A 25,904-nucleotide genomic window follows, 5' to 3' on the forward strand; every position below is an offset into this window, starting at 1 on the left:
CAGTCGTGATTCAGAAACAACTCGGGGCTGAATAAAACAGCCCCGGTTGCTTGATGATTTGCTTGAAGCCTCAACCTACGCGGTAGTTTGGCGCTTCTTTGGTGATCTGCACGTCGTGAACGTGGGATTCGGCCATACCGGCACCGGTGATCCGCACGAACTCAGGCTTGGTACGCATTTCTTCGATGTTGGCGCTACCGGTGTAGCCCATCGAGGAACGCAGACCGCCCATCAACTGGTGAATGATCGCGCTCAGGGTGCCTTTGTACGGCACACGGCCTTCGATCCCTTCAGGTACAAGTTTCTCGGCGCCTGCCGAGGAGTCCTGGAAGTAACGATCGGACGAGCCTTGAGCCTGGGACATGGCGCCCAGCGAGCCCATGCCGCGATAAGCCTTGTACGAACGGCCCTGGAACAGTTCGATTTCGCCCGGCGCTTCTTCAGTACCGGCGAACATCGAGCCCATCATCACGCAGGAAGCACCGGCCACGATGGCCTTGGACAGGTCACCGGAGAAACGGATGCCGCCGTCGGCGATCAACGGAACGCCAGTGCCTTCAAGGGCAGCAGCAACGTTGGCGATGGCACTGATTTGCGGCACGCCGACACCGGCGACGATACGGGTGGTGCAGATCGAGCCTGGGCCGATACCGACCTTGACGGCATCGGCGCCGGCTTCGGCCAGGGCCTTGGCAGCTGCGCCGGTGGCGATGTTGCCGCCGATCACCTGTACTTCAGGGAAGTTCTCTTTGACCCAGCGAACGCGGTCGATCACGCCTTTGGAGTGACCGTGCGCGGTGTCGACCACCACCACGTCCACACCGGCGTTGACCAGAGCGGCTACGCGGTCACCGGTGTCTTTACCGGTACCGACAGCAGCGCCAACGCGCAGACGACCTTGGTCGTCCTTGCTGGCCAGCGGGTAGGCTTTGGCTTTTTCGATGTCTTTGACGGTCATCATGCCTTTGAGGGCAAACTTGTCGTCGACGATCAGGACTTTTTCCAGACGGTGCTTGTGCAGCAGCTCGCGGACTTCGTTCTTGTTGGCGCCTTCACGTACGGTGACCAGACGCTCTTTAGGCGTCATCACTTCACGTACGGTGGCATCCAGACGGGTTTCGAAGCGCACGTCACGGGAAGTGACGATGCCGACCAGGTCACCATCGTGCAGAACCGGAACGCCGGAGATGTTGTGCATGCGGGTCAAGTCGAACAGATCACGAACCGTGGCGTCAGCCTCGATGGTGATCGGGTCCTTGACGACGCCGGCTTCGAACTTCTTGACCTTGCGCACTTCGGCAGCTTGCTGCTCGATGGTCATGTTCTTGTGGATGATACCGATACCACCTTCCTGAGCCATGGCGATTGCCAGACGGGCTTCAGTGACGGTGTCCATGGCAGCGGAAACCAGTGGAATATTCAGCTCGATGCCACGGGTAAGGCGGGTCTTGAGACTGACTTCGTTAGGAAGCACCTCGGAATAACCAGGCACTAGGAGAATGTCGTCGAATGTCAGAGCTTCTTGGCTGATACGCAGCATCGCGGGGGCTCCCGAGCGGGAAAATGGAAGCGCGCCATTATAGTCAGACACCCCCCGCTGTTCAATGTAAAACTCAGCTTAATATCAATGTTGCTGATGTACGGGGATCCCCGCGTCTACAGCTCCACCTTGACCCAAGAGACAGGTTGGTCGAGCCAATCAGCAAACTCATCGATAAAGCTTTGCTTGAACCCGGCCTCCAGCCAGTTGTTGAAGATGAAACCCAGGTTGGAAAACGCACATTCCTGCAAATACAGAAAGCCGTTGATGTCGTCTTCATGCCCGCATTCAGGGCAGGTGAAATTGTCGGTGCGCCCGGGCATCCAGTCTTCCAGGCTCTCGAACAGCGCTTCACCGACTTCGCGGCGGCACTCGGCGCAACCGGCCTCTTCGAGAAAACCCTTGGCCGGGGTGTAGATGCAACGCTTGACGATGATCTCCAGCCCGTTGATCGGTTCACCGAAAGGCAGCGCCTCGGGGTGCAGCACCACCGCACGCGCGCCATCGGCAATCGCATGGCCCATGCGATTGCCGGTGCGACCACAGGTGGTCAACTCTTCTTCGATGATGTTCTTGCGCACCAGCCAGCGCACGATCGCCCGCGCCCGGGGTTCGTGGACCGGCAGGGTGGAGATTTTCGGGACGATGATGCTTTGCGAATTCATGGTGCAGCCTGCGACGTCAAATGGAAGTTCTGCGGTGCTCACTCCGCCGTCTTCGCGGGCAAGCCCGCTCCCACAGGGATCTCGACGATCACAAATGTTGTGTACACCAGAGAAACCTGTGGGAGCGGGCTTGCCCGCGAAGACGTCAGTGCGGCCGGCAGCTTAATCCCTGACAAAATCCGGTCAAGTGCTGAGATAGCGCCCGATCAACGCCAGACCGCTCGCCAGTACCAGCCACGTCACCAGCCGCACAAACGCCTCGCGCGACAAGCGCATGGTCAACCGCCGCCCGATCCACAAACCCAGCGCCATGGCCGGCAACAGACACAGCGCCAGCATCAACAAGGGTAGCTCGGCATAGACCCCGGCGATGGCGAACAGGCTCAAGCGCACCACCGTGCTGCAACTGATCAGCGCACTTTGCGTGGCCCGGGCCGCGTCTTTAGGCAAGCGGCTGTTGAGATAGATTGCATATAAGAAGCCGCCGCTGCCAAACAGCGCACCAAACAGCCCGCCCACCGTGCCCATCGGCAGTGCCCAACCGGCGGACAACTGCGTCGGCCGGGCCTTCACCCACAGGCTGTAAACCGCATAGGCACTGATAAACAGCCCCATCAACAGCAACAACAGATCGGATTTGAGGTTAAGCAGAAAAATCACCCCCAACGTGCAGCCCACGGCCATGCACGGCAGCAGCCGCAACAACTCGGGCTTGGCCACATCCCGCCGCGAGGGCAGCAGATTGCCGAACGCCGCGACAAAATCCAGCAGCACCAGCAACGGCACGATTTTCGACAGGGGCATGAACAGAATCAGAATCGGCCCCGCGACCAGCGCCGTACCGAATCCGGCAATCCCGAACACGATATAGGCCAGCGCGATGCCCAAGCCAATCACAACCCAACCACCCGCACCCCACGACCACTCGCTCAACAACCCCAGCACACTCATCGACCCACTTCCTTTATTAGCCTGAGATGACTTTAGCCAGCGCCGAGCGTTGCGACTAATATGCTCAATGTCGCTTACTCATCTCGAAAAGGCATATCAGGTGCTATCGACCCGTCAATTGCGCTACTTCGTGGAAATTGCCGAGTGCGGCAGCTTCAGTGCTGCCGCCGAACGCCTGTTCATCGCGCAATCGGCCCTGAGCCGGCAGATCAAGGACATGGAAACCCGCCTGCAAACGCCGCTGTTCGAACGCACTGCACGCCAGCCCCGGCTCACGGCGGCAGGCGAGGCGTTTTTACCGCGAGCCAGAAACCTGCTCAACGAACTGAGCAAAGCCAGCGCGATGGCAACCGAAGTCGGCAACGGCCAACGGGGCACATTGCGCCTGAGCCACTCCAGCACCGTGTCGCTCAGCGGACATTTATTACGCCGGATCAGCACGTATCTTGAGCAGCAGAATGGCGTGTCGCTGGACATCGGCAAGCTGTCCTCCGAGGCGCAGCTTGAGGAGCTGGCTGAAGGTCGTCTCGACATAGGCCTGTTGCGCCTGCCGGTATTGCGCCAGCGAGAAGGCGTTCAGGTGCTGCCTTTATTCACCGAACGCCTGCTGCTGGCGGTGCCGGCCGGTCATCGCTTGGCCGATTCAGCCTCGGTCGAACTGGCGCAACTGAGGGACGAGCCGTTCATTTCTATTCCGCATCCACAGCGCGGCGGACTCAGCTATTTGTGTGCCGACCTGTGCATGCGCCAGGGTTTCTTCCCCAAAGCGGCGCGGGTGATGTCGCGCAAGACCACCCAACTGCAACTGATCCAGGCTGGATTCGGCATCGCCCTGCTGCCCGAATCGATGCAGGACATTGCGCCCGACGGCGTACGATTTCTGCCGCTGGCCGATCCCGACTGCCAAAGTACGGTCGCCCTCGCCTACCGGCAAAACCCCACCCCCCTGGTCAACAACTTCCTCCAGTCCTTCAAAAAATCCTGTGGGAGCGGGCTTGCTCGCGAAGGCGCAGTGTCAGTCACTGGAGACGTTGAATGCTAAACCGCCTTCGCGATCAAGCCCGCCCCAACATTGGATTGGTGGTGATTGCCTGGCGAATGCCCTTAAACTGCGCCCCATGATTAAAGATCCCTTTTCAAGGCTCGGCCTTGACCGTGAAGTCCTGACCGTCAGCCAGCTCAACGGCCGCGCGCGGGTGTTGCTCGAAGACGTGTTCAGCAACATCTGGGTCGAAGGCGAAATCTCCAACCTTGCTCGCCCGGCGTCCGGCCATGTGTATTTCACCCTCAAGGACAGCGGTGCGCAGGTGCGTTGCGCGTTGTTCCGCAATAATGCGGCGCGGGTGCGTCAGGCGCTGAAGGACGGCCTGGCGGTGAAAGTACGCGGCAAGGTCTCACTGTTCGAAGGGCGCGGCGACTATCAGCTGATTCTCGACACCGTGGAGCCCGCCGGTGACGGTGCGCTACGCCTGGCCTTCGATGCGCTGAAGGAAAAGCTCAGCGCCGAAGGCCTGTTCAGTGCCGAACGCAAAGTGCCGTTGCCAGCGCATCCGCAACGCATTGGCATCATCAGTTCGCCGACCGGCGCGGTGATTCGCGACATCATCAGCGTGTTCCGCCGCCGGGCGCCGCAGGTGCAACTGACACTGATCCCCACCGCCGTGCAGGGCCGCGAAGCCACGGCGCAGATCGTCCGCGCACTGAAACTGGCCGATGCCCGTGGTTTCGACGCGCTGATCCTTGCCCGGGGCGGCGGCTCGCTGGAGGACCTCTGGTGCTTCAACGAAGAAGCCGTGGCCCGCGCGGTGGATGCCTGCGTCACGCCGATCGTCAGTGCCGTCGGGCATGAAACCGATGTGTCGATCAGCGACTTTGTCGCCGACGTCCGCGCCCCCACGCCCTCCGCGGCCGCCGAATTGCTCGCTCCGGATTCCAGCGACCTGGTGCGCCGGGTCGAAAGCCTGCATCGCCGGCTGGTGATGCGCATGCGCGACCGGCTGATGCGGGATCGTCTGCGCCTGGAAGGCATCTCACGCCGTTTGCGTCACCCCGGCGAGCGTCTGCGCCAGCAGGCTCAGCGTCTGGATGACCTGGACATGCGCATGCGCCGGGCGTTCGAGCGTCAACTCAATACCCGTCGCGAACGGCTGATCCGTCTGGAAACCCGCCTCGCCGGACAGCACCCGGGACGCCAACTGGCGATGTTGCGCCAACGCCTCGACAGCCTTGCCGAGCGCCTGCCCCGGGCCATGCGTGAAGGCCTGAAAAGCCGTCGCCTGCAACTGCACAGCCAGATGCAGACACTGCATGTGGTCAGCCCATTGGCGACTCTCGGTCGTGGCTACAGCATTCTGCTGGATGAACGCGGCCAGGCGATCCGAAACGCCGCGCAGACTCACACCGGCCAACGCCTGAAAGCCAGACTCGGCGAAGGCGAGCTGCAAGTGCGCGTCGAGGACAATCACCTGACGCCCGTCACCCTCTCTTTACTGGACTGATCCATGCCGCGTTTTTTCGCTCCGCTACTCCTGCTGTGCCTGACCACCCTCAATGCGCATGCCGACAGCTACATCACCCGCCTGCTGAACAAGCCGGTACCGGGCGGCGTGGCGGTGGTTGATCTGGGCAGCGCCGCGCAGGCGCCAACAGCCACCTATCAGGGCAAACCGGTGCTGGTGGTCAAGGAACAGAACAACTGGCTGGCAATTGTCGGCGTGCCGCTGAGCGTCAAACCCGGCAGTCAGCAGATCAGCAGCGGCGGGCGTAATCTGCCGTTCACGGTCGGCAACAAGAAGTACCCGGAACAGCACATCACCCTGAAGAACACCCAGCAGGTCAACCCGAACCCGGCCAACCTCAAGCGCATCGAGGGCGAACTGGCCGAACAGATCAAGGCCTACCGCAGCTTCAGCCCGACGACCCCGAGCAACCTGCTGCTGGACAAACCGGTCAACGGGCCGCTGTCGAGCAAGTTCGGTGTACGCCGCTTCTTCAACGGTGAAGAGCGCAACCCGCATGCCGGCCTCGACTTTGCGGTACCGGCCGGCACGCCAATCAAGACCCCGGCGGCGGGCAAGGTGATCCTCACCGGCAACTACTTCTTCAATGGCAACACGGTGTTTGTCGATCACGGGCAGGGCTTTATCAGCATGTTCTGCCACATGTCGAAAATCGATGTGAAAGTCGGCGATCAACTGGCCCGTGGCGCAGTGGTCGGCAAGGTCGGCTCCACCGGTCGCGCGACCGGGCCGCACATGCACTGGAACATCAGCCTGAACGATGCGCGGGTGGATCCGGCGATTTTCATTGGTGCGTTTCAACCGTGATTGTTGATTGAGCTGACCAGCCTCATCGCGAGCGGGCTCACTCCTACAAAGAGTTTGTGTCGTGAACACGATCAACTGTGGGAGCGGGCTTGCTCGCGAAGGCGCCCGATCCCACACCGCAAAATACCGCTGACACCCCACCTGCTTCAATTGCGCCCCAATCAAACCCCGCGCAAACATCAAAACGATCTGCAGCCTGGCGCACAATAAAATCGCGCAAATCCCCGCTTTTCGAGTATTCCTCTCAATTTTTTTCGACTGCTTGCCATCCTCTCCCCTCGCGGTTAGGGTTGAAGACATGAAAACCTCTCACACCCTTATTCAGCTTCGCCAGCACCGCAGTCTGTGCCTCGTCAGCGCACGACTGCCGGGCTGAATCGCTGCGCCTCGTCCCAAGCGTTTCCCCGAACATTCGTTCCACCGGCAGGCCGCCTCTTTTCGGCCCAGACAATAAGGATTTTCCCGATGAGCATGCTCAAAGACCCGTCTTCGAAATACCGCGCGTTCCCCGTCATCAATCTGCCGGATCGCACCTGGCCGTCGAAAACCATCGACGCCGCGCCGATCTGGTGCAGTTCCGACCTGCGTGACGGCAACCAGTCGTTGATCGAGCCGATGGACGCGGTGAAGAAGCTGCGCTTCTGGAAAACCCTCGTTCAAGTGGGTGTGAAGGAAATCGAAGCCTCGTTCCCGGCCGCTTCGCAAACCGACTTCGACTTCGTGCGGACCCTCATCGAAGAAGGCCACATCCCGGACGACACCACCATTCAGGTGCTGACCCAGGGCCGTGAAGACCTGATCGAGCGTACCTTCGAGTCCCTGCGCGGAGCGAAGAAAGCCATCGTTCACCTGTACAACGCCACCTCGCCTTCTTTCCGTCGCATCGTGTTCAACCAGGACAAGGACGGTATCAAGGCCATCGCGGTCAACGCGGCCAAGCTGTTCGTCAAATACGCAGCGATGCAGCCGGACACCGAGTGGACCTTCGAATACTCGCCGGAAACCTTCAGCGCCACCGAGCTGGAATTCGCCAAGGAAGTCTGTGATGCGGTGATCGAGGTCTGGAACCCGACGCCTGAGCACAAGATGATCCTCAACCTGCCCGCGACGGTCGAATGCGCAACGCCGAATATCTACGCCGACCAGATCGAATGGTTCGGCCGCAACATCAACCGTCGTGACAGCGTGATCATCAGCCTGCACACCCACAACGACCGTGGCACTGGCGTCGCCGCCACCGAGCTGGGCCTGATGGCGGGCGCGGATCGCGTCGAAGGCTGCCTGTTCGGCAACGGCGAGCGCACCGGTAACGTCGACCTGGTCACCGTGGCACTGAACATGTACACCCAGGGTGTCGACCCTGAGCTGGACTTCTCCGACATCGACGGCGTGCGCAAAGTCGTCGAAGAGTGCAACCAGATTCAGGTACACCCACGTCATCCGTACGTCGGCGACCTGGTCCATACCGCATTCTCCGGCTCGCACCAGGACGCCATCCGCAAGGGCTTCGCCCAGCAGAAACCGGACACCCTGTGGGAAGTGCCGTACTTGCCGATCGACCCGGCCGACATCGGCCGCAGCTACGAGGCGGTGATCCGCGTCAACAGCCAGTCGGGCAAGGGCGGTATCGCTTACCTGCTGGAGCAGGAATACGGCATCAGCTTGCCGCGTCGCATGCAGATCGAGTTCAGCCAGGTTGTGCAGCGTGAAACCGACCGTCTGGGTCTGGAGATGACCGCCAAGCAGATCCACTCGCTGTTGATCAGCGAATACCTGCAAGCCAACACCCCGTACGCGCTGGTCAGCCATCGCCTGCAGGAAGAAAACGGCAACAGCGCCGTCGAAGTGGAAGTGGCGAGCAAGGGTCAGGGCGAAACCAACCTGCACTGGCGCGGCAAGGGCAACGGTGCGCTGGAAGCCCTGGTGGCCGGCCTGCCGATCCCGGTGGAAATCATGGATTACAACGAGCACGCCATCGGCGCGGGCACCAACGCCAAGGCAGCGGCTTACATCGAGCTGCGGGTGAACGGTGAGCGTGCGGTGCACGGCGTGGGTATCGATGAAAACATCACCACCGCCAGCTTCAAGGCGCTGTTCAGTGCACTGAACCGCTCGTTGAGCCAGCCGGAAGCGAAAGCGGCGTAAGCGATCGCTGAAATGCACAAGGCCCCGGAGTGCGAACTCCGGGGCCTTTTTTATGCCGGCAGGTTTGTGTTGCCTGATCGGGCCTCTTCGCGAGCAAGCCCGCTCCCACATTTGGAATGCATTCCCCTGTGGGAGCGGGCTTGCTCGCGAAAGTGGTCGCTCAGGCGACGCGAATATCAGGTGAACTCGAACGTGTCCGCATCCAGATTCGCCGGAAAGCGCTCGCGGTAAGCCGCCAATGGCGCCGCTTCCAGCACGGCCTTGAACACTCCGTCCGCCTCCCCCGCCGCCAGCAACGTCTCACCCTGGAAATCCAGCACCTGACTGTCGCCGGTATAGGCAAAACCCTTGCCGTCAGTGCCGACGCGATTCACGGCGGCCACGTAGCACAGGTTTTCAATCGCCCGTGCCGGCAACAGGCGGTTCCAGTGCAGACGCCGCGCACCCGGCCAGTTGGCGGTGTACAGCAGCAGGTCCGTGTCCTGAGCGTCGCGACTCCACACCGGGAAGCGCAGGTCGTAGCAAATCAGCGGCCGAATCCGCCAGCCCTTGAGCTCGAACTGCACCTGACGTTCACCGGGGGTGTAATGGTTGTGCTCGCCGGCCATGCGGAACAGATGGCGTTTGTCGTAGTGCCAGACTTCACCATCCGGCCGCGCCCACAACAGGCGATTACGATGGCTGCCGTCCGCCGCCTGAATGATCACGCTGCCGGTAATCACTGCATTGAGCTTCGCCGCCTGCGCCTTCATCCACTTGCTGGTCGGGCCATGCTCGGCTTCAGCCAGGGTCTCGGACTCCATCGAGAAGCCGGTGGTGAACATCTCCGGCAGAATAATCAGGTCTGCCCCTTGGGCCTGCTCCAACAGCATGTCGAAGTGTTCAAGGTTGGCCTGACGATCGTGCCAGGCCAGGCTGGTCTGGATCAGCGCCAGATTGAGATCGGGCAATGCACTCAGATCACGCATAGTTTTGCCGCTGCCTCGCGCAGCGTCTCCTCGCGTTTGGCGAAGCACAAGCGCACCAGGCGCTGGCCTGCGGGTGGATTCTGGTAGAACACCGACACCGGAATGCTCGCCACGCCGTGTTCTCGGGTCATCCACATCGCCATGTCGACGTCATTCAAGTCGGGACGAATCTGCGAGTAATCGACAAGTTGGAAATAGGTGCCGGTGACACGGGTGAAGGTGAATCGCGACGGCGCCAGCAAATCACAGAACAGATCACGCTTGGCCTGATAGAAACCCGGCAGCTCTTCGACGTGTTCCGGATGCTCGGCCATGTAGTCGGCCAAAGCATATTGCAGCGGCGTGACACCGCAGAAACTGACGTACTGGTGCACCTTGCGCAGTTCTGCCGTCAGCGCCGGCGGAGCAACGACATAGCCGGTTTTCCAGCCAGTGACGTGATAGGTCTTGCCGAACGAGCTGACCACGAAGGCACGCTGATACAATTCTTCATGGGCCAGCACGCTGACGTGCGGCACGCCGTCGAACACCAGGTGCTCATAGACTTCGTCGCTGATCAGGTAGATGTCGCGACCACGGATCAACTCTGCCAGTTGATCCAGTTCGGCACGGCTGATCAGTGCGCCGCTCGGATTGTGCGGGGTGTTGATGACGATCATTTTCGTGCGCGGGCTCAGGGCCGCGGCGAGCCTGTCGAAGTCGATGGAGAAATCGTCCGGACTCAGTTGTACGTGCACGCAACGACCGCCCGCCAACTCCGTCGCCGGTTCGTAGCTGTCGTAGCACGGGTCGAACACGATCACTTCGTCACCGCTATGGATAACCGCCTGAATCGCACAGAAGATCGCCTGGGTCGCGCCGGGCGTCACGGTCACTTCGGTGTCCGCATCCACTCGTGCACCGTAGCTACGGGCGATCTTTGCCGCAATCTGCTGGCGCAGTGCCGGCAAACCGGTCATGGGTGAATACTGGTTATGCCCACTGGCAATATGTCGACCTACCGCATCGCGCAGCGACTGCGGACCATCGAAATCAGGAAAACCCTGGGAAAGATTGATCGCTCCGGTCTGCGCCGCGAGCTGAGACATCTGCGTGAAAATAGTGATGCCGACATTCGGCAGCTTACTGGTAATCATCGGGGTTCCCTGCTCAACACCCGGCTCTGTCAACGGCGCGGGAGAGCCCGAGAATAGCCCATCCGGCGCTCATAAAAAAAGGGCGCTCTGGTGAGCACCCTTTCTTCTGTCAAACCCGACTCAAAGCGGCGAATTACTTCTTGTCGCGGCGCTTCTTGCTGGCTTTCTTGTTGTGCGACATCAAACGACGCTTCTTGTTGACCTGGCGGTCGGTCAGCGTGTTCTTGTTGCCTTCATACGGGTTCTCGCCGCCCTTGAACTCGATGCGGATCGGCGTACCAACCAGCTTCAGAACACGACGGTAAGTGTTTTCCAGATAGCGCACATACGACTTCGGCACTTTCTCGATCTGGTTACCGTGGATCACGATGATCGGCGGGTTAGCACCACCCAGGTGAGCGTAACGCAGCTTGATCCGGCGGCTGTTGACCATCGGCGGCTGGTGCTCGCTGACCGCGTCTTCGAGGATCTGGGTCAGACGGCTGGTCGGCCAGCGGGTTACCGCGGACTTGAACGAGTTCTGTACCGAGGCATAGAGGTTGCCCACGCCAGTACCGTGCAGCGCCGAGATGAAGTGGATGTCGGCGTAATCAACGAAGAACAGGCGACGTTGCAGCTCGACTTTCACGAAGTCGCGCTCGCTTGGCGTCATGCCGTCCCACTTGTTGATCGCGATGACCAGCGCACGACCGGATTCGATCGCGAAGCCCAACAGGTTGAGGTCGTGATCGACCACGCCTTCGCGGGCGTCCATCACGAAGATCACCACGTTGGCGTCTTTGATCGCCTGCAGGGTTTTGACCACGGAGAATTTTTCGACTTCTTCGTGGATCTTGCCGCGCTTGCGCACACCGGCGGTGTCGATCAGCGTGTACTTCTCGTCATTGCGCTCGAACGGGATGTAGATACTGTCGCGGGTGGTGCCGGGCTGGTCATAGACGATAACCCGGTCTTCACCGAGCATGCGGTTGACCAGGGTCGACTTGCCGACGTTCGGACGGCCAATGATGGCAATCTTGATCCCGTCTTTTTCGCTCGGGCCAGGAATACGCTTGGCTTCCTCGCCTTCGGCGACGATCTCTTCCTCTTCGCCTTCCTGCGGCTCGTCTTCGTCACGCGGGAAATCGCTCAGTGCCGCTTCCAGCAACTGAGTGATACCACGGCCGTGAGCACCGGCGATCGGGATCGCGTGGCCCATGCCCAGCGGGGCAAATTCAGCGCGGGCCATTTCCGGATCGATGTTGTCGACCTTGTTGGCAACCACGTGGGAGCGCTTGTTACGCTTGCGCAAATGTTCGGCGATCATCTGGTCGGCGGCGGTGAAACCGGCCTTGGCATCTACCAGGAACAGCACAACATCCGCTTCTTCAATGGCCAGCAGCGACTGCTCGGCCATTTTTTCGTCCATACCGTGCTCGTCACCGGAGATACCACCGGTGTCGATCAGAATGTAGGAACGCCCTTGCCACTTGGCCTCACCGTACTGGCGATCACGGGTCAGACCGGACAAGTCGCCGACGATGGCGTCACGCGTCCTGGTCAGGCGGTTGAACAAGGTGGATTTGCCGACGTTCGGTCGGCCCACCAGGGCGATTACGGGAACCATGCGGCTCTCCACTTCGTTATTTCAGAAAATACAAAAGCCGCTGCGAGGCAGCGGCTGGTGCTCGGGGCAACACTGTGGGAACGGGCCGCTTGCGAAAAACCGTAGCAGCACCGCGTTTATTCAGCCTGTACGCGTCATCGTTGACGCCCTTCGCGAGCAAGCCCGCTCCCACAAGTGAGGCTGCCTGGGGGTGTTAACCCCAAGCATAGTTGTTACTTGATGGTCAGGGCTTCCAGTTTGCCGCTGTTGCCATACACATAGATCGTGTTGCCCACCACCAGCGGACGGGCACGCAGGCCGTCGCTGTCGATACGCTCACGACCCACAAAACGACCGTCCACCTGACTCAACAGGTGCAGGTAACCTTCCAGGTCACCGACGGCTACGTAGCTGGAGAACACTTCCGGAGCCGACAGTTGACGGCGAGCCAGCGAGTCGTTGCTCCACAGTGCTGTGGTGGAACGCTCGTCGACGCCTTCAACGGTGCCCGAAGACAGGCTCACGTAGACGCTGCCGAAACCTTGGGCAACACCGGCATAGCTCGACGCATCGCGCTGCCAGAGTTGACGGCCGCTTTGCAGATCGAGTGCCGCGACGCGACCCTGATAGCTGGCGACGTACAGGGTTTCACCGGACAGCAGCAGACCACCGTCGATGTCGACCACGCGTTCCAGTTCCGAACGACCGGTTGGAATCGCGACGCGTTGCTCCCAGACCGGCACACCGTTGGAAATGTCCAGGGCGACCACTTTACCGGTCGACAGCCCAGCCACCGCGAGGCGGTTGGTCACGACTGGCGCACTGGTGCCGCGCAGGGTCAGTACCGCAGGGGTGCTGTCGTAGGTCCAGCGACGGTTGCCGGTAGCCGCGTCCAGGCCGATCAGACGATCGTCCTGAGTCTGCACCACCACCACGTCACCGTTGTTGGCCGGCGGCGCGAGGACTTCGCTGGACACCCGGGCGCGCCACTTCTCTTCGCCGTTGATGGCGTCGAGAGCAACGATTTCACCCTTCAGGGTACCGATCGTGACCAGACCGTAACCCACGCCAACGGCGCCGGAGACAGGCAGGTCAAGATCCTTTTTCCACTTCACGTCGCCATTGCTGCGATCCATGGCCATCAGCACGCCGGTTACATCGGCCGCGTAGATGGTGTCACCGTCGATCGCCGGCACCAGCATGTTGTAGGTTTCGCCCTGACCGTCACCGATCGAACGACTCCACTGCTTCTGCAGGACTACTTCTTCTTTGAAGTCGGTCAGCTCGGCCGGTGGCAATTCTTTTTTGCTGTTGCTGCTGCAACCCGCGGCCAGAATGGCCAGAGCCAGCAATGCTGCATGCTTCCAACGGATCACGTCACGCATCCCCTTTGGCCAGGTCGTCGAGCTTGATTTGAAGGCCGCCGACTGCCGCTTCATCCGACAGTGCCGCCTTGGCTTTTTGATACGCCGCGTTCGCTTCGTCAGTACGGCCCAGCTGTACCAGCAGGTCGCCCTTGAGTTCTTCGCGAGCGGCCAGGAACGCCTTGTCGGCATCGCCGTCGAGCAGCTTCAGAGCTTCATCGGCCTTGTTCTGCGCACCCAGCACCTGCGCCAGACGCTGACGGGCGATTTCGCCCAGCGCCGGGTTCGCCGGTTTGGCAACAATGGCTTTGAGTTCGGTCGCTGCGTCGTCCAGCTTGCCGCTGTCGACCGCTACTTTGGCCACGAACAGGCTGCCGTACTGTGCGTACGCGGTGCCGCCGAATTCGCTGTTGAGCTTGCCGGCCAGATCCGCAACGCGTGCAGCGTCAGGCTTGCCGTCCGGGGTCAGCGTGGTTTCCAGCAGTTGCTGATAGAGCACCGAGGCGCCTTGCGACTGGTTGCTCTGATACTTGTGAAAAGCCTGCCAGCCGAACACGATGACCAGCGCCAACAGGCCGCCGGTGACCAGAGGTTTGCCGTTGCGTGTCCACCAGTCCTTCAAATCCGCCAACTGTTCGTCTTCGGTACTCGACACCCCAATACTCCTTAATCGCTAAATCGGCTGTTTAGACAGCTTCAACCCTGCACGACGCAGGTGGCCAGGTGAGCGGCAAGCGCATCCCAGGCAATGCTTTGTTGTTCGCCCTGGCCACGCAGGGGTTTGAAACCTACCACTTGCTGGGCCATTTCGTCGTCACCCAGGATCAGTGCGTACAGTGCACCGCTCTTGTCGGCTTTCTTGAACTGGCTTTTGAAGCTGCCGGCGCCGGCATTGACTTGCAGACGCAGGTTTGGAAGCTGGTCACGCACACGCTCGGCCAGGGCCAGACCGGCCAGTTCGGCCTGTTCGCCGAAAGCGCAGAGGTAGACGTCGACCTGACGGGAGATTTCTTCCGGGATCTGCTCCAGGGTTTCGAGCATCAACACCAGACGCTCGATGCCCATGGCGAAACCAACGCCAGTGGTCGGCTTGCCGCCCATCTGCTCGACCAGACCGTCGTAACGACCACCCGCGCAGACAGTGCCCTGGGCACCGAGCTTGTCGGTGACCCATTCGAATACGGTTTTACTGTAGTAATCGAGGCCGCGCACCAGTTTCGGGTTGAGCACGTACGGAATACCGACCGCGTCCAGGCGCGCCTTCAGACCTTCGAAGTGCGCACGGGATTCGTCATCCAGGTAGTCGGCCATTTTCGGCGCATCGACCAGCACCGCTTGAGTGTCGGCATTTTTGGTGTCGAGTACACGCAACGGGTTGGTTTTCAGGCGACGCTGGCTGTCCTCGTCGAGCTTGTCGTGGTGCGCCGAGAGGTACTCGACCAGCGCTTCACGATAGCGACCCCGGGACTCGCTGGTGCCCAGGCTGTTGAGTTCGAGCTTGACCGCATCACGGATGCCCAGCTCGCCCCACAGGCGCCAGGTCATGATGATCAGCTCGGCGTCGATGTCCGGACCGTCGAGATTGAATACTTCCAGACCGATCTGGTGGAACTGGCGATAACGGCCTTTCTGCGGACGCTCGTGACGGAACATCGGGCCGATGTACCAGAGCTTCTGAACCTGACCACCGCCGGTGATGCCGTGTTCCAGCACCGCACGCACGCACGCCGCAGTGCCTTCCGGACGCAGGGTCAGGGAGTCGCCGTTGCGGTCTTCGAAGGTGTACATCTCTTTTTCGACGATGTCGGTCACTTCACCGATGGAGCGCTTGAACAGCTCGGTGAACTCGACGATCGGCATGCGGATCTGCTTGTAACCGTAGTTATCCAGCAGACGTGCGACAGTACCCTCGAAATAACGCCACAGCGGGGTCTGTTCGGGCAGGATGTCGTTCATGCCACGAATGGCTTGCAGAGACTTGCTCACTTTAAATCCTTAAATTCGTTCGGCGCTTCAGTCAGGTCAGCCGCGTGCGATAACCGCTGCGTCAGCTTCGACCTTCTCGGCCGCTTTCTCGCGGATCAGCTTTTCCAGCTCGTCCACCAGATTGTCATTCGTCAGTTTCTGCGACGGCTTGCCGTCGATGTAAATCAGGTTTGGCGTGCCGCCGGTCAAGCCGATATGGGCTTCCTTGGCTTCGCCGGGGCCGTTGACCACACAACCGATCACCGCGACATCCAGCGGCACCAGCAGGTCTTCAAGGCGCCCTTCCAGCTCGTTCATGGTCTTGACCACATCGAAGTTCTGCCGCGAGCAGCTCGGGCAGGCGATGAAGTTGATGCCACGGGAACGCAGATGCAAAGACTTGAGAATGTCGTAACCGACCTTCACTTCCTCGACCGGGTCGGCCGCCAGCGAGATGCGGATAGTATCGCCAATCCCCTCGGCGAGCAGCATACCTAGGCCCACGGCGGATTTCACTGTGCCCGAACGCAAACCACCAGCTTCAGTGATGCCCAGGTGCAGCGGCTGGACGATTTCCTTGGCCAGCAAGCGGTAGGCTTCGACGGCCATGAACACGTCGGAGGCTTTCACGCTGACCTTGAAGTCCTGGAAATTCAGGCGCTCAAGGTGCTCGACGTGACGCAGCGCGGACTCGACCAGCGCAGCCGGCGTCGGCTCGCCGTACTTCTTCTGCAGATCCTTTTCCAGGGAACCGGCGTTGACGCCGATGCGGATCGGGATCCCGCGGTCACGGGCCGCATCGACCACGGCGCGCACACGGTCTTCGCGACCGATGTTGCCCGGGTTGATGCGCAGGCAGTCCACACCCAGTTCGGCGACGCGCAAAGCGATCTTGTAGTCGAAGTGGATGTCGGCAACCAGCGGCACCTTGACCAGTTGCTTGATCTTGCCGAACGCCTCGGCGGCGTCCATGTCCGGTACCGAAACGCGGACGATGTCGACACCGGCCGCTTCCAGACGATTGATCTGGGCGACGGTGGCAGCAACATCATTGGTGTCGCTGTTGGTCATGCTCTGCACAGCGATAGGCGCATCGCCGCCGACAGGCACGTTACCGACCCAGATCTTGCGCGAAACGCGACGTTTGATTGGAGATTCGCCGTGCATGACTTATTGACCCAACTTCAGGCGAGCAGTCTCGCCACTGGTGAACGGAGCGATATCGACCGGCTGGCCGTTGTAGCTGACCTGTGCGGCGCGAGCCACACCCAGGCGTACCGCCAGTGGCGGCTTGCCGGAAACCGAGACGCTGTCGCCTTTATGTTTCAGACCGCTGAACAACACCTTGCCGCGACCGTCGGTGACCTGTGCCCAGCAATCGGCGGTGAACTGCAGTTGCACCTGACCGTCGCCGGCAGCTGGAGCAGCTGCTTCTGCGGTTGGCGCAGCGGTGGCCGCAGCCACTGGCGCAGTCACGGTCGGTGCAGGAGTGGCCGGAACGTTCGGGGCCGGGGTGGCCGGAGTGGCGACAGCCGGGGCCGGGGTGTGAACCGGTGCAGCGGGCGTCGCGGCCGGAGCAGTGGCCGGAACGGCTGGCTCGGCGCCGGTCGCTTCAGCGGTAGTTTCCGACTGTGGCAGCGCCAGAGCGGTCGCGCCCTCGGTCTGGCCTTCGGCAACGGCCTGGTCTTCCGGCTCGTCGATCGGGTGAATCTGCGTGGTGCCGTCGGCGCCTTCGACTTCAACGTGTTCCGGGGCGAGGCTGGTCACGTCCTTGGTGCGCAGCGAGGTCTGATCCTGCCACCAGACGAAACCACCGCCGATGACCGCAATCAGCAACAACAGGCTGACGATCCGCAAAATGGTGTGGGAAACCCGCACAGGCTCTTCGATACGACCCAGCGCATGCACGTTGCTGCCCTGCGAGTCGGTGCCGGTGGATTGGTCGAACTGCTGAACCAGAACCGTCTGGTCCATGCCAAGCAATTTGGCATAAGCGCGAATGTAACCGCGAGCGAAGGTATGCCCTGGCAACTTGTCGAAAGCGCCAGCTTCAAGATTGCTCAGGGAAGTCACGGTGAGGTTGAGCTTGAGGGCCACTTCGGCCAGCGACCAGCCATTGCTTTCGCGGGCCTGGCGCAAGGTCTCACCGGGATTAACGCGAGTCGCTGCTACAACTTCGGGATGCGCCGCTTTCATCATTGCTCCGACAGGTATTGCTGATATTCCGGCGTACCGGGATAGAGTCGTTTTAATTGCAGGCCGTAACTGGCGGCCTTGTCGCGATCTTCAAACACTTTTGCCAGCCGAACGCCGAGCAATAGACTACGTGCATTTTGCTCGGTTAGCAGGCTGAAACGGTCGTAATAGTCACGCGCGGGCACATAATGCCTGTCTTCGAAGGACAACTCAGCCATTTCCAGCAAAGCGCGCGGTTGTTGACGGTTCAGCCGCAGGGCTTTTTCCAGTTGCTGCTGCGCCAGTTCTCGCTGCCCGAGCTTTGCCGCGGTCATGCCGAGGTTCTCGAACACCCGCGAACGCTCAGGATACAGCGTATCGGCGGCGGCCTGTTCAAAACGCTCGTAGGCTTCCTTGTAACGCTGCTCTTCGTAGAGAAAACTGCCGTAATTGTTGAGGATGCGCGCATCGGCGGGACGGGAGGACAAGGCTTTGCGAAAGTGTTCGTCGGCCAGTTTGGGTTCCATTTCGGCCTGGAACACCAATCCGAGGGCCGCGTTGGCATCAGGATCGGAACCGTCCAGCTCCAGCGCCTTCTTCAGTGGCACCTTGGCCCGCTCGGTCATCCCCTGCTGCAGGTATCCCAGCCCCAACTGCACGTAGGCAGCCCGCGCTTCATCGCGGCCCTTGCTGGTCTTCATCGGGTTGTAGTCACCCGACAGGACACAACCAGCACACAGGCTGGCCATCAGCAACAGCAGCGCAAAGCGCAGGGACATAGAGATCCTCTCTTAGTTAGTGTTCGCGGCGTTCTGTGCCAGATCGCTATCGGCGCTCAACTCGCGCACGGCGATGTAACGTTCGCTGCGACGGGTGCGATCCAGCACCTGCCCTACCAATTGACCACATGCAGCGTCGATGTCTTCGCCACGGGTGGTGCGGACAGTGACGTTGAAACCGGCCTGATGCAACTGATCCTGGAACCGACGAATGGCGTTGTTGCTCGGCCGCTCGTACCCGGAATGCGGGAACGGGTTGAACGGAATCAGGTTGATCTTGCACGGAATGTCTTTCAGCAGCGCGATCATTTCCACCGCGTGCTCAACCTTGTCGTTGATGTCCTTGAGCAAGGTGTACTCGATGGTCAGCACACGCTTCTCGCCAAGGGCGGACATGTAGCGCTGGCACGACTCGAGCAGCATCTTAAGCGGATACTTCTTGTTGATCGGCACCAATTGGTTACGCAATGCGTCATTGGGTGCGTGCAGGGACAACGCCAGGGACACGTCGATGTGCTTGGCCAGCTCATCGATCATCGGCACCACACCCGACGTGGACAGGGTCACGCGGCGCTTGGAGATCCCGTAGCCGAGGTCATCCATCATCAGATGCATCGCGGCGACGACGTTGTCGAAGTTCAGCAGCGGCTCACCCATGCCCATCATCACCACGTTGGTGATGGCACGGTCGACGGTTGCCGGGACGCTGCCGAAAGATTTGTTGGCAATCCACACCTGACCGATGACTTCGGCGGCGGTGAGGTTGCTATTGAAGCCTTGCTTGCCGGTGGAGCAGAAACTGCAATCCAGGGCACAGCCTGCCTGGGACGAAACGCACAGAGTGCCGCGCTTGCCCTGGGGAATGTACACGGTCTCGACGCAGCTGCCGGACGCCACGCGCACCACCCACTTACGGGTGCCGTCGCTGGAGATGTCCTCGCTGACGACTTCGGGACCACGGACCTCGGCAATAGCCTTGAGCTTGTCGCGCAAGGCCTTGCTGACGTTCGTCATGGCGTCGAAATCATCGACGCCAAAGTGGTGAATCCATTTCATTACCTGACCGGCACGGAAACGCTTCTCCCCGATCGAGTCGAAGAATTTTTCCATTTCCTGTTGAGTCAGACCCAGCAGGTTGGTTTTTACAGTCGATGTAGTCATGGATTCACCTTCACTCTTAAGCCAATGCTTAGCGAGTGGTTACTTCAGTAGCTGCGAAGAAGTACGAGATTTCACGAGCAGCTGCGGCTTCGGAGTCCGAACCGTGAACAGCGTTGGCGTCGATGGAATCAGCGAAGTCAGCGCGGATGGTGCCGGCAGCAGCTTCTTTAGGGTTGGTAGCGCCCATCAGCTCACGGTTCAGAGCGATAGCGTTTTCGCCTTCCAGAACCTGAACAACAACAGGACCGGAGATCATGAAAGCAACCAGGTCGCCGAAGAAACCACGAGCGCTGTGCTCAGCGTAGAAGCCTTCAGCTTCGGCTTTGGACAGTTGCTTCAGTTTCGAAGCTACAACGCGCAGGCCTGCTTTTTCGAAACGAGTGGTGATCTCGCCGATGACGTTTTTTGCAACAGCGTCAGGCTTGATGATGGAGAAAGTACGTTGAACAGCCATGGTGTAACTCCAGAAACGGTAATTTGCGAAAAATTAAACCCGCGAATTATACGCGGGTTCTTGGGTATTGCCTAACCTGCGGGGACGATCAGTCCAATTCTTCGGCCCAAAGTGTCTGAACCGCCTCCAACACCTTCTCGCCAACACGACCAGAGGTATTGTCGAAATCCGGCAGCTCTTTGATCCATTGCTGCAGATCGACGAAATTGACAGAAAACGGATCTACACCCGGCTTGGCTTCGGCCAACTCTTCTGCAATGCGTTGAACATCATTCCAACCGTAGCTCATGACAGTCTTACCAGTCAGTGCGGCGCTTCAGCCGCATGGTTAAGCGAATATTTCGGAATCTCGACGGTAATGTCTTCTTCACCGACGATCGCCTGACAGGCTAGGCGCGATTGCGCTTCCAGGCCCCAGGCACGGTCGAGGAAGTCTTCTTCCAGCTCGTCAGCCTCTTCCAGCGAGTCGAAACCCTCGCGAATGATGCAGTGGCAAGTGGTGCAGGCGCAAACGCCGCCACAGGCACTTTCCATTTCGATGTGGTGTTCGTGAGCCAGTTCGAGAATCGAAATGCCGGGATCAGCCTCGACCACCATGCCTTCAGGGCAGAACTTCTCGTGGGGCAGAAAAATAACCTGCGGCATCAAATATCCTCGATTTCATTCAGGTTGCGCCCCGACAGAGCGGCTTTCACCGTCAGATCCATGCGGCGGGCAGCAAAAGCATCGGTCACTTGCGACAGACGCTTGGTCTGCTGCTCGATGGCAAAACCATCAGTGCCCTTCATCAGTTCAGTGAGTTCCTGCACCTGCAGGTCGATGACCATGCGCTCTTCGGCGTCGAGCAAACGCTCGCCATCAGCCTCCAGAGCGCCCTGCACCGCTTCGATCAGGCGCTGGGCATCGACTTGTTGTTCACGCAGAACACGAGCGACCTTGTCGTCGTTGGCGTGCTGGAACGAATCTTTCAGCATCCTAGCGATTTCGCCGTCGGTCAGACCATAAGACGGCTTGACCTGAATGCTCGCCTCAACGCCCGAACCCAATTCACGGGCAGACACGCTGAGCAGACCGTCGGCATCGACCTGGAAGGTCACGCGAATCTTCGCCGCGCCGGCCACCATCGCTGGAATGCCGCGCAGTTCGAAGCGTGCCAGAGAGCGGCAATCGCTGATCAGCTCGCGCTCGCCCTGCAACACGTGGATCGCCATGGCCGACTGGCCGTCTTTATAAGTAGTGAAGTCCTGAGCGCGGGCGACCGGGATGGTGGTGTTGCGTGGAATTACCTTTTCCATCAGCCCGCCCATGGTTTCCAGCCCCAGGGACAACGGAATCACGTCGAGCAGCAGCAGTTCGCCGCCATCGCGCTTGTTGCCAGCCAGCGTATCGGCCTGGATCGCGGCCCCGATGGCCACCACTTGATCCGGGTCGATTTCAGTCAATGGCTGACGACCGAAGGCTTCGGCGACTGCTTCGCGAACACGTGGTACGCGGGTCGAACCACCCACCATGACCACCGCATGCACGTCTTCCAGCTCAACACCGGAATCACGTACGGCGCGGCGACAGGCTTTCAGGCTGCGCGCGACCATCGGCTCGATCAGTGCATCGAAGGCTTCGCGGGTCAGCTGCGCTTTCCAGTCACCGTAGGCGACTTCCACGCTGTCCGCGTCGGTCAGGGCTTCTTTGGCCGCGCAGGCGGTTTGCAGCAAATTGCGTTGTGCGCCCGGGTCGAGGTCGGCAGACAGACCCGCGCTGTCGATGATCCAGCTGGCAATCGCGTGATCGAAGTCGTCGCCGCCCAGCGCACTATCGCCGCCAGTGGCCAGGACTTCGAAAACACCACCCGTCAGACGCAGAATCGAAATATCGAACGTACCGCCGCCCAGATCGTAAATCGCGACCAGGCCTTCGGCATGTTGATCCAGACCATAAGCCACGGCGGCGGCGGTTGGCTCGTTGAGCAGACGCAGCACGTTCAGACCCGCGAGCTTTGCCGCATCCTTGGTGGCCTGACGCTGAGCGTCATCGAAATAGGCTGGAACAGTGATCACCGCGCCAACCAGCTCGCCACCCAACGTTGCTTCAGCACGCTGACGCAGCACCTTGAGGATATCGGCGGAGACTTCGACCGGACTTTTCGGACCCTGCACGGTGTCGATGAACGGCATGTGCGATTCGCCGCCGACAAAGCGGTACGGCAGTTGCTCGCCCAACTGCTTGACGTCGGACAGACCACGGCCCATCAGGCGTTTGACCGACAGCACAGTGTTCAAGGGATCGGAGGACGCAGCCAGCTTGGCCGACTCGCCAACCTCGACGCGATCGGCGTGATAACGCACGGCGGACGGCAGGATGACCTGCCCGTCAGCGTCGGCCAGCGGCTCGGAAAGACCACTGCGCAACGCAGCGACCAGCGAATTGGTAGTGCCCAAGTCGATCCCCACAGCCAGACGACGCTGGTGCGGTTGAGGACTTTGGCCGGGTTCGGCGATCTGCAGTAGGGCCATCGTGATCAGGACTTATCTGTATATCAGGCGTGCGACCGGAGCGGCACTGGGTTAATCGTCGAGGCGCTCTTCTAACTGGCGCACTTCGTAGGTGAGCTTGTCGAGGAACTGCATGCGCCGCATCAGGCGTTCGGCCTGTTCGCGTTGCGCTGCATCATCCCAACAGGCTGCGAAGCTTTCGTTCAATTGTTCCTGAGCGACTTTCAAGCGACGCTTGAACACCGCGACACCGTCGAGATCGGCGCTGTCCTGGAGGTCTTCGAGCTCTTCGCGCCACTGCATCTGCTGCAGAAGGAACTCGGGGTCATGGACCGTGACTTCCATCGGCACTTCATGCCCGCTGATGTTCAGCAGGTAGCGTGCACGCTGGGCCGGGCTCTTGAGCGTCTGGTAGGCGTCGTTAAGCCGCGCAGACTGCTCGAGTGCCGCCCGCTGCTCACGCTCGGGAGCGTCGGCAAAGCGGTCAGGATGAACACCGCGCGCCAACTCACGATAGCGCGTGGCCAACTGCTCGAGATCCAGACGGAAACTCGGTTGCAGCTCGAATAAAGCGAAATGACAAGGAATACCCACGACAAGCCTCAGATGTTGAAGCTTTCGCCGCAGCCACATTCACCGCGTACGTTGGGATTGTTGAACTTGAAGCCTTCGTTCAACCCTTCCTTGACGAAATCGAGTTCGGTGCCGTCCAGGTACGCCAGGCTTTTCGGGTCGATGATCACTTTCTCGCCGTGACTTTCGAACACCTGATCCTCTGCAACCACCTCGTCGACAAACTCCAGCACGTAGGCAAGGCCGGAACAGCCCGTGGTGCGAACACCCAGACGAATCCCTTCACCTTTGCCGCGCCCGTCGAGGGAGCGTCGCACGTGTCGAGCAGCCGCTTCTGTCATGCTGATAGCCATCGTTGACTCCTTACTCGTCGCGCAATGCTTAGATCAAGCCTTTCTTCTGCTTGTAGTCGCGAACAGCCGCCTTGATGGCGTCTTCAGCGAGTACCGAGCAATGGATTTTCACTGGCGGCAGGGCCAGTTCTTCGGCCAGCTGAGTGTTCTTGATGGTCTCGGCTTCGTCCAGGGTCTTGCCCTTCATCCACTCGGTGGCGAGGGAGCTGGAAGCGATGGCCGAACCGCAGCCGTAGGTCTTGAACTTGGCGTCTTCGATAACGCCCTGGTCGTTGACCTTGATCTGCAGACGCATCACGTCGCCGCACGCCGGAGCGCCGACCATGCCGGTGCCGACATCCGGGTCTTCCGCGTTCATCTTGCCGACGTTGCGCGGGTTTTCGTAGTGGTCGATGACCTTTTCACTGTAAGCCATGGTGCTTAATCCTCACTCATCAGAGAGTCGCTCTTTAAGCCCCGGAACCGGAAGTTCACAGGGCTGGTTCGCGGCGACTTGAAATCAGTGTGCCGCCCACTCGATTTTCGAAATGTCGACACCGTCTTTGTACATATCCCACAGCGGCGACAGAGCGCGCAGCTTGGTAACGGCCTCGCAGACTTTCTGCGCGGCGTAGTCGATTTCTTCTTCGGTAGTGAAACGGCCGAAGGTGAAACGGATCGAGCTGTGTGCCAGTTCGTCGTTGCGGCCCAGGGCACGCAGTACGTACGAAGGCTCCAGGGAAGCCGAAGTGCACGCCGAACCGGACGATACCGCCAGATCCTTGAGGGCCATGATCAGCGACTCGCCTTCAACGTAGTTGAAGCTCAGGTTCAGGTTGTGCGGAACGCGGGCGGTCAGGCTGCCGTTGACGTACAGCTCTTCCAGGTGCTCGACCTGCTTGAAGAAACGGTCGCTCAGGGCCTTGATGCGCACGTTTTCTGCAGCCATGTCTTCCTTGGCTACACGGAACGCTTCGCCCATGCCGACGATCTGGTGGGTCGCCAGGGTGCCGGAGCGCATGCCACGCTCGTGACCGCCGCCGTGCATGGTCGCTTCGATGCGTACACGCGGCTTGCGGCTGACGTACAGCGCGCCGATACCTTTAGGGCCATAAGTCTTGTGGGCGGAGAACGACATCATGTCGACTTTCAGCTTCTGCAGGTCGATCTCGACCTTGCCGGTGGACTGAGCCGCATCGACATGGAGCAGAACGCCCTTGGAGCGGGTCAGCTCGCCGATGGCAGCGATGTCGTTGATGGTGCCGATTTCGTTGTTCACGTGCATGACCGACACCAGGATGGTGTCTTCGCGCAGTGCCGCTTCGATCATGGCTGGAGTGATCAGGCCGTCTTCGGTCGGCTCAAGGTAAGTCACTTCGAAACCTTCGCGCTCCAGTTGGCGCATGGTGTCGAGGACGGCCTTGTGTTCGATCTTGCTGGTGATCAGGTGCTTGCCCTTGGAGCCATAGAAATGCGCAGCACCCTTGATTGCCAGGTTGTCGGATTCGGTGGCACCGGAGGTCCAGACGATTTCACGCGGGTCGGCGTTGACCAGATCGGCCACCTGACGACGAGCGTTTTCGACGGACTCTTCAGCCTTCCAGCCGAACACGTGGGAGCGGGACGCCGGGTTACCGAAGTTTCCGTCGACCAGCAGGCATTCACTCATCTTTTGCGCAACGCGCGGATCGACCGGGGTGGTCGCAGAGTAATCAAGGTAAATCGGCAATTTCATGGACTATCTCCTAAATCAGGGCTGGCGTTCCGCTAGCTCTTCGGCTGTCATTCGACGGCGGACGCTTCAATCTTGTCCAGGCGTGGCGCCTTGCTGTTGCAACGGCGCTGGTCCTGACGCTGGGCTACTTCTTGCACCTCACGGCGAGTCACAAGATCAGCCAAGCTGATACCACTTAGAAATTCGTGAATCTGCAGGCTCAGGTCGCACCACAAGTGGTGAGTCAGGCAGGTATCACCGGAATGGCAATCGCCCTGGCCCTGGCATTTGGTCGCATCGACCGATTCGTTGACCGCATCGATCACCTGAGCCACCTGAATGCCCTGCATGTCGCGGGACAGCTGATAACCACCGCCTGGACCGCGAACACTGGAAACCAGGTTACTGCGGCGCAGCTTGGCGAAAAGCTGTTCGAGATAGGACAGGGAGATGCCTTGGCGCTCGGAGATATCGGCCAGGGACACCGGCCCGTGCTGCGCGTGCAACGCCAGGTCAAGCATGGCGGTCACGGCGTATCGGCCTTTTGTAGTCAGTCGCATGGACAATTACCACGGAGTTCGG

The 25,904-nt window shown here is 60.2% G+C and carries 26 protein-coding genes; 4 read left to right on the plus strand and 22 right to left on the minus strand.

The features are described from left to right. Positions 1-70 precede the first annotated feature (70 nt). The 3 genes from guaB to AC1UK9_RS22775 form a co-directional block, all read right to left on the minus strand. Entirely contained in the window at positions 71-1,540 is a 1,470-nt protein-coding gene (gene guaB / locus AC1UK9_RS22765; RefSeq protein ID WP_025109204.1) for an IMP dehydrogenase, read from the minus strand. 116 nt (positions 1,541-1,656) lie between these two features. Beyond that, entirely contained in the window at positions 1,657-2,205 is a 549-nt protein-coding gene (locus tag AC1UK9_RS22770; protein WP_025109205.1) for a hypothetical protein, read from the minus strand. Positions 2,206-2,388: 183 nt separating this feature from the next. Continuing rightward, positions 2,389-3,156, minus strand: coding sequence for a sulfite exporter TauE/SafE family protein (locus AC1UK9_RS22775; RefSeq protein WP_473013492.1), 768 nt, complete (start codon positions 3,154-3,156; stop codon positions 2,389-2,391). A 100-nt stretch (positions 3,157-3,256) separates the two neighbouring features. Between AC1UK9_RS22775 and AC1UK9_RS22780 the strand changes: the two genes are divergently transcribed. The 4 genes from AC1UK9_RS22780 to leuA all read left to right on the plus strand — a co-directional run bounded on the left by AC1UK9_RS22780 (position 3,257) and on the right by leuA (position 8,627). Continuing rightward, complete coding sequence (locus AC1UK9_RS22780; protein WP_473013493.1) at positions 3,257-4,198, plus strand: LysR family transcriptional regulator; 942 nt, start codon at positions 3,257-3,259, stop codon at positions 4,196-4,198. Between the two features lie 76 nt (positions 4,199-4,274). Further along, entirely contained in the window at positions 4,275-5,654 is a 1,380-nt protein-coding gene (xseA, locus tag AC1UK9_RS22785) for an exodeoxyribonuclease VII large subunit (protein ID WP_473013494.1), read from the plus strand. Between the two features lie 3 nt (positions 5,655-5,657). Continuing rightward, the gene (locus AC1UK9_RS22790) at positions 5,658-6,482 is read left to right on the plus strand and encodes a peptidoglycan DD-metalloendopeptidase family protein (protein ID WP_025109208.1); all 825 of its coding nucleotides are present in this window, start codon (positions 5,658-5,660) and stop codon (positions 6,480-6,482) included. A gap of 465 nt (positions 6,483-6,947) precedes the next feature. Then, positions 6,948-8,627: a 2-isopropylmalate synthase gene (gene leuA, locus AC1UK9_RS22795; protein ID WP_025109209.1), complete on the plus strand. Its 1,680-nt coding sequence runs from the start codon at positions 6,948-6,950 to the stop codon at positions 8,625-8,627. A 176-nt stretch (positions 8,628-8,803) separates the two neighbouring features. On the opposite strand, the gene AC1UK9_RS22800 is transcribed toward leuA, so the two are convergent. The 19 genes from AC1UK9_RS22800 to iscR all read right to left on the minus strand — a co-directional run bounded on the left by AC1UK9_RS22800 (position 8,804) and on the right by iscR (position 25,882). Beyond that, positions 8,804-9,595 (minus strand): amidohydrolase, encoded by a 792-nt coding sequence (locus AC1UK9_RS22800; RefSeq protein WP_025109210.1) that lies wholly within the window; start codon positions 9,593-9,595, stop codon positions 8,804-8,806. Next, a complete protein-coding gene (locus AC1UK9_RS22805) occupies positions 9,583-10,731 on the minus strand; it encodes a pyridoxal phosphate-dependent aminotransferase (protein ID WP_482578554.1) in 1,149 nt (382 codons plus the stop codon). Before AC1UK9_RS22805 ends, AC1UK9_RS22800 begins: the two co-directional genes overlap by 13 nt. 133 nt (positions 10,732-10,864) lie before the next feature. Then, positions 10,865-12,337 (minus strand): ribosome biogenesis GTPase Der, encoded by a 1,473-nt coding sequence (der, locus tag AC1UK9_RS22810; protein WP_025109212.1) that lies wholly within the window; start codon positions 12,335-12,337, stop codon positions 10,865-10,867. Positions 12,338-12,549: 212 nt separating this feature from the next. Beyond that, positions 12,550-13,701 (minus strand): outer membrane protein assembly factor BamB, encoded by a 1,152-nt coding sequence (gene bamB / locus AC1UK9_RS22815; RefSeq protein WP_025109213.1) that lies wholly within the window; start codon positions 13,699-13,701, stop codon positions 12,550-12,552. Next, positions 13,694-14,335 carry a tetratricopeptide repeat protein gene (locus AC1UK9_RS22820; protein ID WP_482578555.1) on the minus strand — a complete coding sequence of 214 codons (642 nt, stop codon included), beginning with the start codon at positions 14,333-14,335 and terminating at the stop codon, positions 13,694-13,696. Before AC1UK9_RS22820 ends, bamB begins: the two co-directional genes overlap by 8 nt. Before the next feature lie 41 nt (positions 14,336-14,376). Then, complete coding sequence (gene hisS / locus AC1UK9_RS22825) at positions 14,377-15,666, minus strand: histidine--tRNA ligase (protein WP_007964435.1); 1,290 nt, start codon at positions 15,664-15,666, stop codon at positions 14,377-14,379. Between the two features lie 36 nt (positions 15,667-15,702). After that, a complete protein-coding gene (gene ispG / locus AC1UK9_RS22830) occupies positions 15,703-16,812 on the minus strand; it encodes a flavodoxin-dependent (E)-4-hydroxy-3-methylbut-2-enyl-diphosphate synthase (RefSeq protein WP_025109215.1) in 1,110 nt (369 codons plus the stop codon). A 3-nt stretch (positions 16,813-16,815) separates the two neighbouring features. Next, on the minus strand, positions 16,816-17,841 hold the full coding sequence (locus AC1UK9_RS22835; RefSeq protein WP_482578556.1) for a RodZ domain-containing protein: 1,026 nt from the start codon (positions 17,839-17,841) through the stop codon (positions 16,816-16,818). Next, on the minus strand, positions 17,841-18,599 hold the full coding sequence (gene pilW / locus AC1UK9_RS22840; protein ID WP_025109217.1) for a type IV pilus biogenesis/stability protein PilW: 759 nt from the start codon (positions 18,597-18,599) through the stop codon (positions 17,841-17,843). The genes AC1UK9_RS22835 and pilW overlap by 1 nt, the downstream gene beginning before the upstream one ends. Positions 18,600-18,611: 12 nt before the next feature. Then, complete coding sequence (gene rlmN, locus AC1UK9_RS22845) at positions 18,612-19,760, minus strand: dual-specificity RNA methyltransferase RlmN (protein ID WP_025109218.1); 1,149 nt, start codon at positions 19,758-19,760, stop codon at positions 18,612-18,614. A 28-nt stretch (positions 19,761-19,788) separates the two neighbouring features. Next, positions 19,789-20,214, minus strand: a complete 426-nt coding sequence (gene ndk / locus AC1UK9_RS22850; protein WP_007916882.1) for a nucleoside-diphosphate kinase — start codon at positions 20,212-20,214, stop codon at positions 19,789-19,791. Between the two features lie 88 nt (positions 20,215-20,302). Next, a complete protein-coding gene (iscX, locus tag AC1UK9_RS22855; protein ID WP_008084655.1) occupies positions 20,303-20,503 on the minus strand; it encodes a Fe-S cluster assembly protein IscX in 201 nt (66 codons plus the stop codon). Positions 20,504-20,517: 14 nt separating this feature from the next. After that, positions 20,518-20,859, minus strand: a complete 342-nt coding sequence (gene fdx, locus AC1UK9_RS22860) for an ISC system 2Fe-2S type ferredoxin (protein WP_473013500.1) — start codon at positions 20,857-20,859, stop codon at positions 20,518-20,520. Further along, the gene (gene hscA / locus AC1UK9_RS22865; RefSeq protein ID WP_473013501.1) at positions 20,859-22,724 is read right to left on the minus strand and encodes a Fe-S protein assembly chaperone HscA; all 1,866 of its coding nucleotides are present in this window, start codon (positions 22,722-22,724) and stop codon (positions 20,859-20,861) included. The genes fdx and hscA overlap by 1 nt, the downstream gene beginning before the upstream one ends. A 51-nt stretch (positions 22,725-22,775) precedes the next feature. Next, on the minus strand, positions 22,776-23,297 hold the full coding sequence (hscB, locus tag AC1UK9_RS22870; protein WP_473013502.1) for a co-chaperone HscB: 522 nt from the start codon (positions 23,295-23,297) through the stop codon (positions 22,776-22,778). Positions 23,298-23,305: 8 nt separating this feature from the next. Continuing rightward, the gene (gene iscA, locus AC1UK9_RS22875) at positions 23,306-23,629 is read right to left on the minus strand and encodes an iron-sulfur cluster assembly protein IscA (protein WP_003227904.1); all 324 of its coding nucleotides are present in this window, start codon (positions 23,627-23,629) and stop codon (positions 23,306-23,308) included. Positions 23,630-23,657: 28 nt separating this feature from the next. Beyond that, positions 23,658-24,044, minus strand: a complete 387-nt coding sequence (gene iscU / locus AC1UK9_RS22880; protein WP_003227907.1) for a Fe-S cluster assembly scaffold IscU — start codon at positions 24,042-24,044, stop codon at positions 23,658-23,660. 84 nt (positions 24,045-24,128) lie between these two features. Next, the gene (locus AC1UK9_RS22885; protein WP_003227909.1) at positions 24,129-25,343 is read right to left on the minus strand and encodes an IscS subfamily cysteine desulfurase; all 1,215 of its coding nucleotides are present in this window, start codon (positions 25,341-25,343) and stop codon (positions 24,129-24,131) included. Between the two features lie 47 nt (positions 25,344-25,390). After that, positions 25,391-25,882: a Fe-S cluster assembly transcriptional regulator IscR gene (iscR, locus tag AC1UK9_RS22890; RefSeq protein ID WP_003227911.1), complete on the minus strand. Its 492-nt coding sequence runs from the start codon at positions 25,880-25,882 to the stop codon at positions 25,391-25,393. Positions 25,883-25,904 lie beyond the last annotated feature (22 nt).

This window comes from Pseudomonas sp. AK-TSAG1-1 (assembly GCF_056821665.1).

Bases quoted from the DNA above. Each gene is read 5' to 3' on its own strand.
- guaB (WP_025109204.1), bottom strand. From the start codon at position 1,540: ATGCTGCGTATCAGCCAAGAAGCTCTGACATTCGACGACATTCTCCTA.
- AC1UK9_RS22770 (WP_025109205.1), bottom strand. From the start codon at position 2,205: ATGAATTCGCAAAGCATCATCGTCCCGAAAATCTCCACCCTGCCGGTC.
- AC1UK9_RS22775 (WP_473013492.1), bottom strand. From the start codon at position 3,156: ATGAGTGTGCTGGGGTTGTTGAGCGAGTGGTCGTGGGGTGCGGGTGGT.
- xseA (WP_473013494.1), top strand. From the start codon at position 4,275: ATGATTAAAGATCCCTTTTCAAGGCTCGGCCTTGACCGTGAAGTCCTG.
- AC1UK9_RS22790 (WP_025109208.1), top strand. From the start codon at position 5,658: ATGCCGCGTTTTTTCGCTCCGCTACTCCTGCTGTGCCTGACCACCCTC.
- leuA (WP_025109209.1), top strand. From the start codon at position 6,948: ATGAGCATGCTCAAAGACCCGTCTTCGAAATACCGCGCGTTCCCCGTC.
- AC1UK9_RS22800 (WP_025109210.1), bottom strand. From the start codon at position 9,595: ATGCGTGATCTGAGTGCATTGCCCGATCTCAATCTGGCGCTGATCCAG.
- AC1UK9_RS22805 (WP_482578554.1), bottom strand. From the start codon at position 10,731: ATGATTACCAGTAAGCTGCCGAATGTCGGCATCACTATTTTCACGCAG.
- der (WP_025109212.1), bottom strand. From the start codon at position 12,337: ATGGTTCCCGTAATCGCCCTGGTGGGCCGACCGAACGTCGGCAAATCC.
- bamB (WP_025109213.1), bottom strand. From the start codon at position 13,701: ATGCGTGACGTGATCCGTTGGAAGCATGCAGCATTGCTGGCTCTGGCC.
- ispG (WP_025109215.1), bottom strand. From the start codon at position 16,812: ATGCACGGCGAATCTCCAATCAAACGTCGCGTTTCGCGCAAGATCTGG.
- AC1UK9_RS22835 (WP_482578556.1), bottom strand. From the start codon at position 17,841: ATGAAAGCGGCGCATCCCGAAGTTGTAGCAGCGACTCGCGTTAATCCC.
- pilW (WP_025109217.1), bottom strand. From the start codon at position 18,599: ATGTCCCTGCGCTTTGCGCTGCTGTTGCTGATGGCCAGCCTGTGTGCT.
- rlmN (WP_025109218.1), bottom strand. From the start codon at position 19,760: ATGACTACATCGACTGTAAAAACCAACCTGCTGGGTCTGACTCAACAG.
- ndk (WP_007916882.1), bottom strand. From the start codon at position 20,214: ATGGCTGTTCAACGTACTTTCTCCATCATCAAGCCTGACGCTGTTGCA.
- iscX (WP_008084655.1), bottom strand. From the start codon at position 20,503: ATGAGCTACGGTTGGAATGATGTTCAACGCATTGCAGAAGAGTTGGCC.
- fdx (WP_473013500.1), bottom strand. From the start codon at position 20,859: ATGCCGCAGGTTATTTTTCTGCCCCACGAGAAGTTCTGCCCTGAAGGC.
- hscA (WP_473013501.1), bottom strand. From the start codon at position 22,724: ATGGCCCTACTGCAGATCGCCGAACCCGGCCAAAGTCCTCAACCGCAC.
- iscA (WP_003227904.1), bottom strand. From the start codon at position 23,629: ATGGCTATCAGCATGACAGAAGCGGCTGCTCGACACGTGCGACGCTCC.
- iscU (WP_003227907.1), bottom strand. From the start codon at position 24,044: ATGGCTTACAGTGAAAAGGTCATCGACCACTACGAAAACCCGCGCAAC.
- AC1UK9_RS22885 (WP_003227909.1), bottom strand. From the start codon at position 25,343: ATGAAATTGCCGATTTACCTTGATTACTCTGCGACCACCCCGGTCGAT.
- iscR (WP_003227911.1), bottom strand. From the start codon at position 25,882: ATGCGACTGACTACAAAAGGCCGATACGCCGTGACCGCCATGCTTGAC.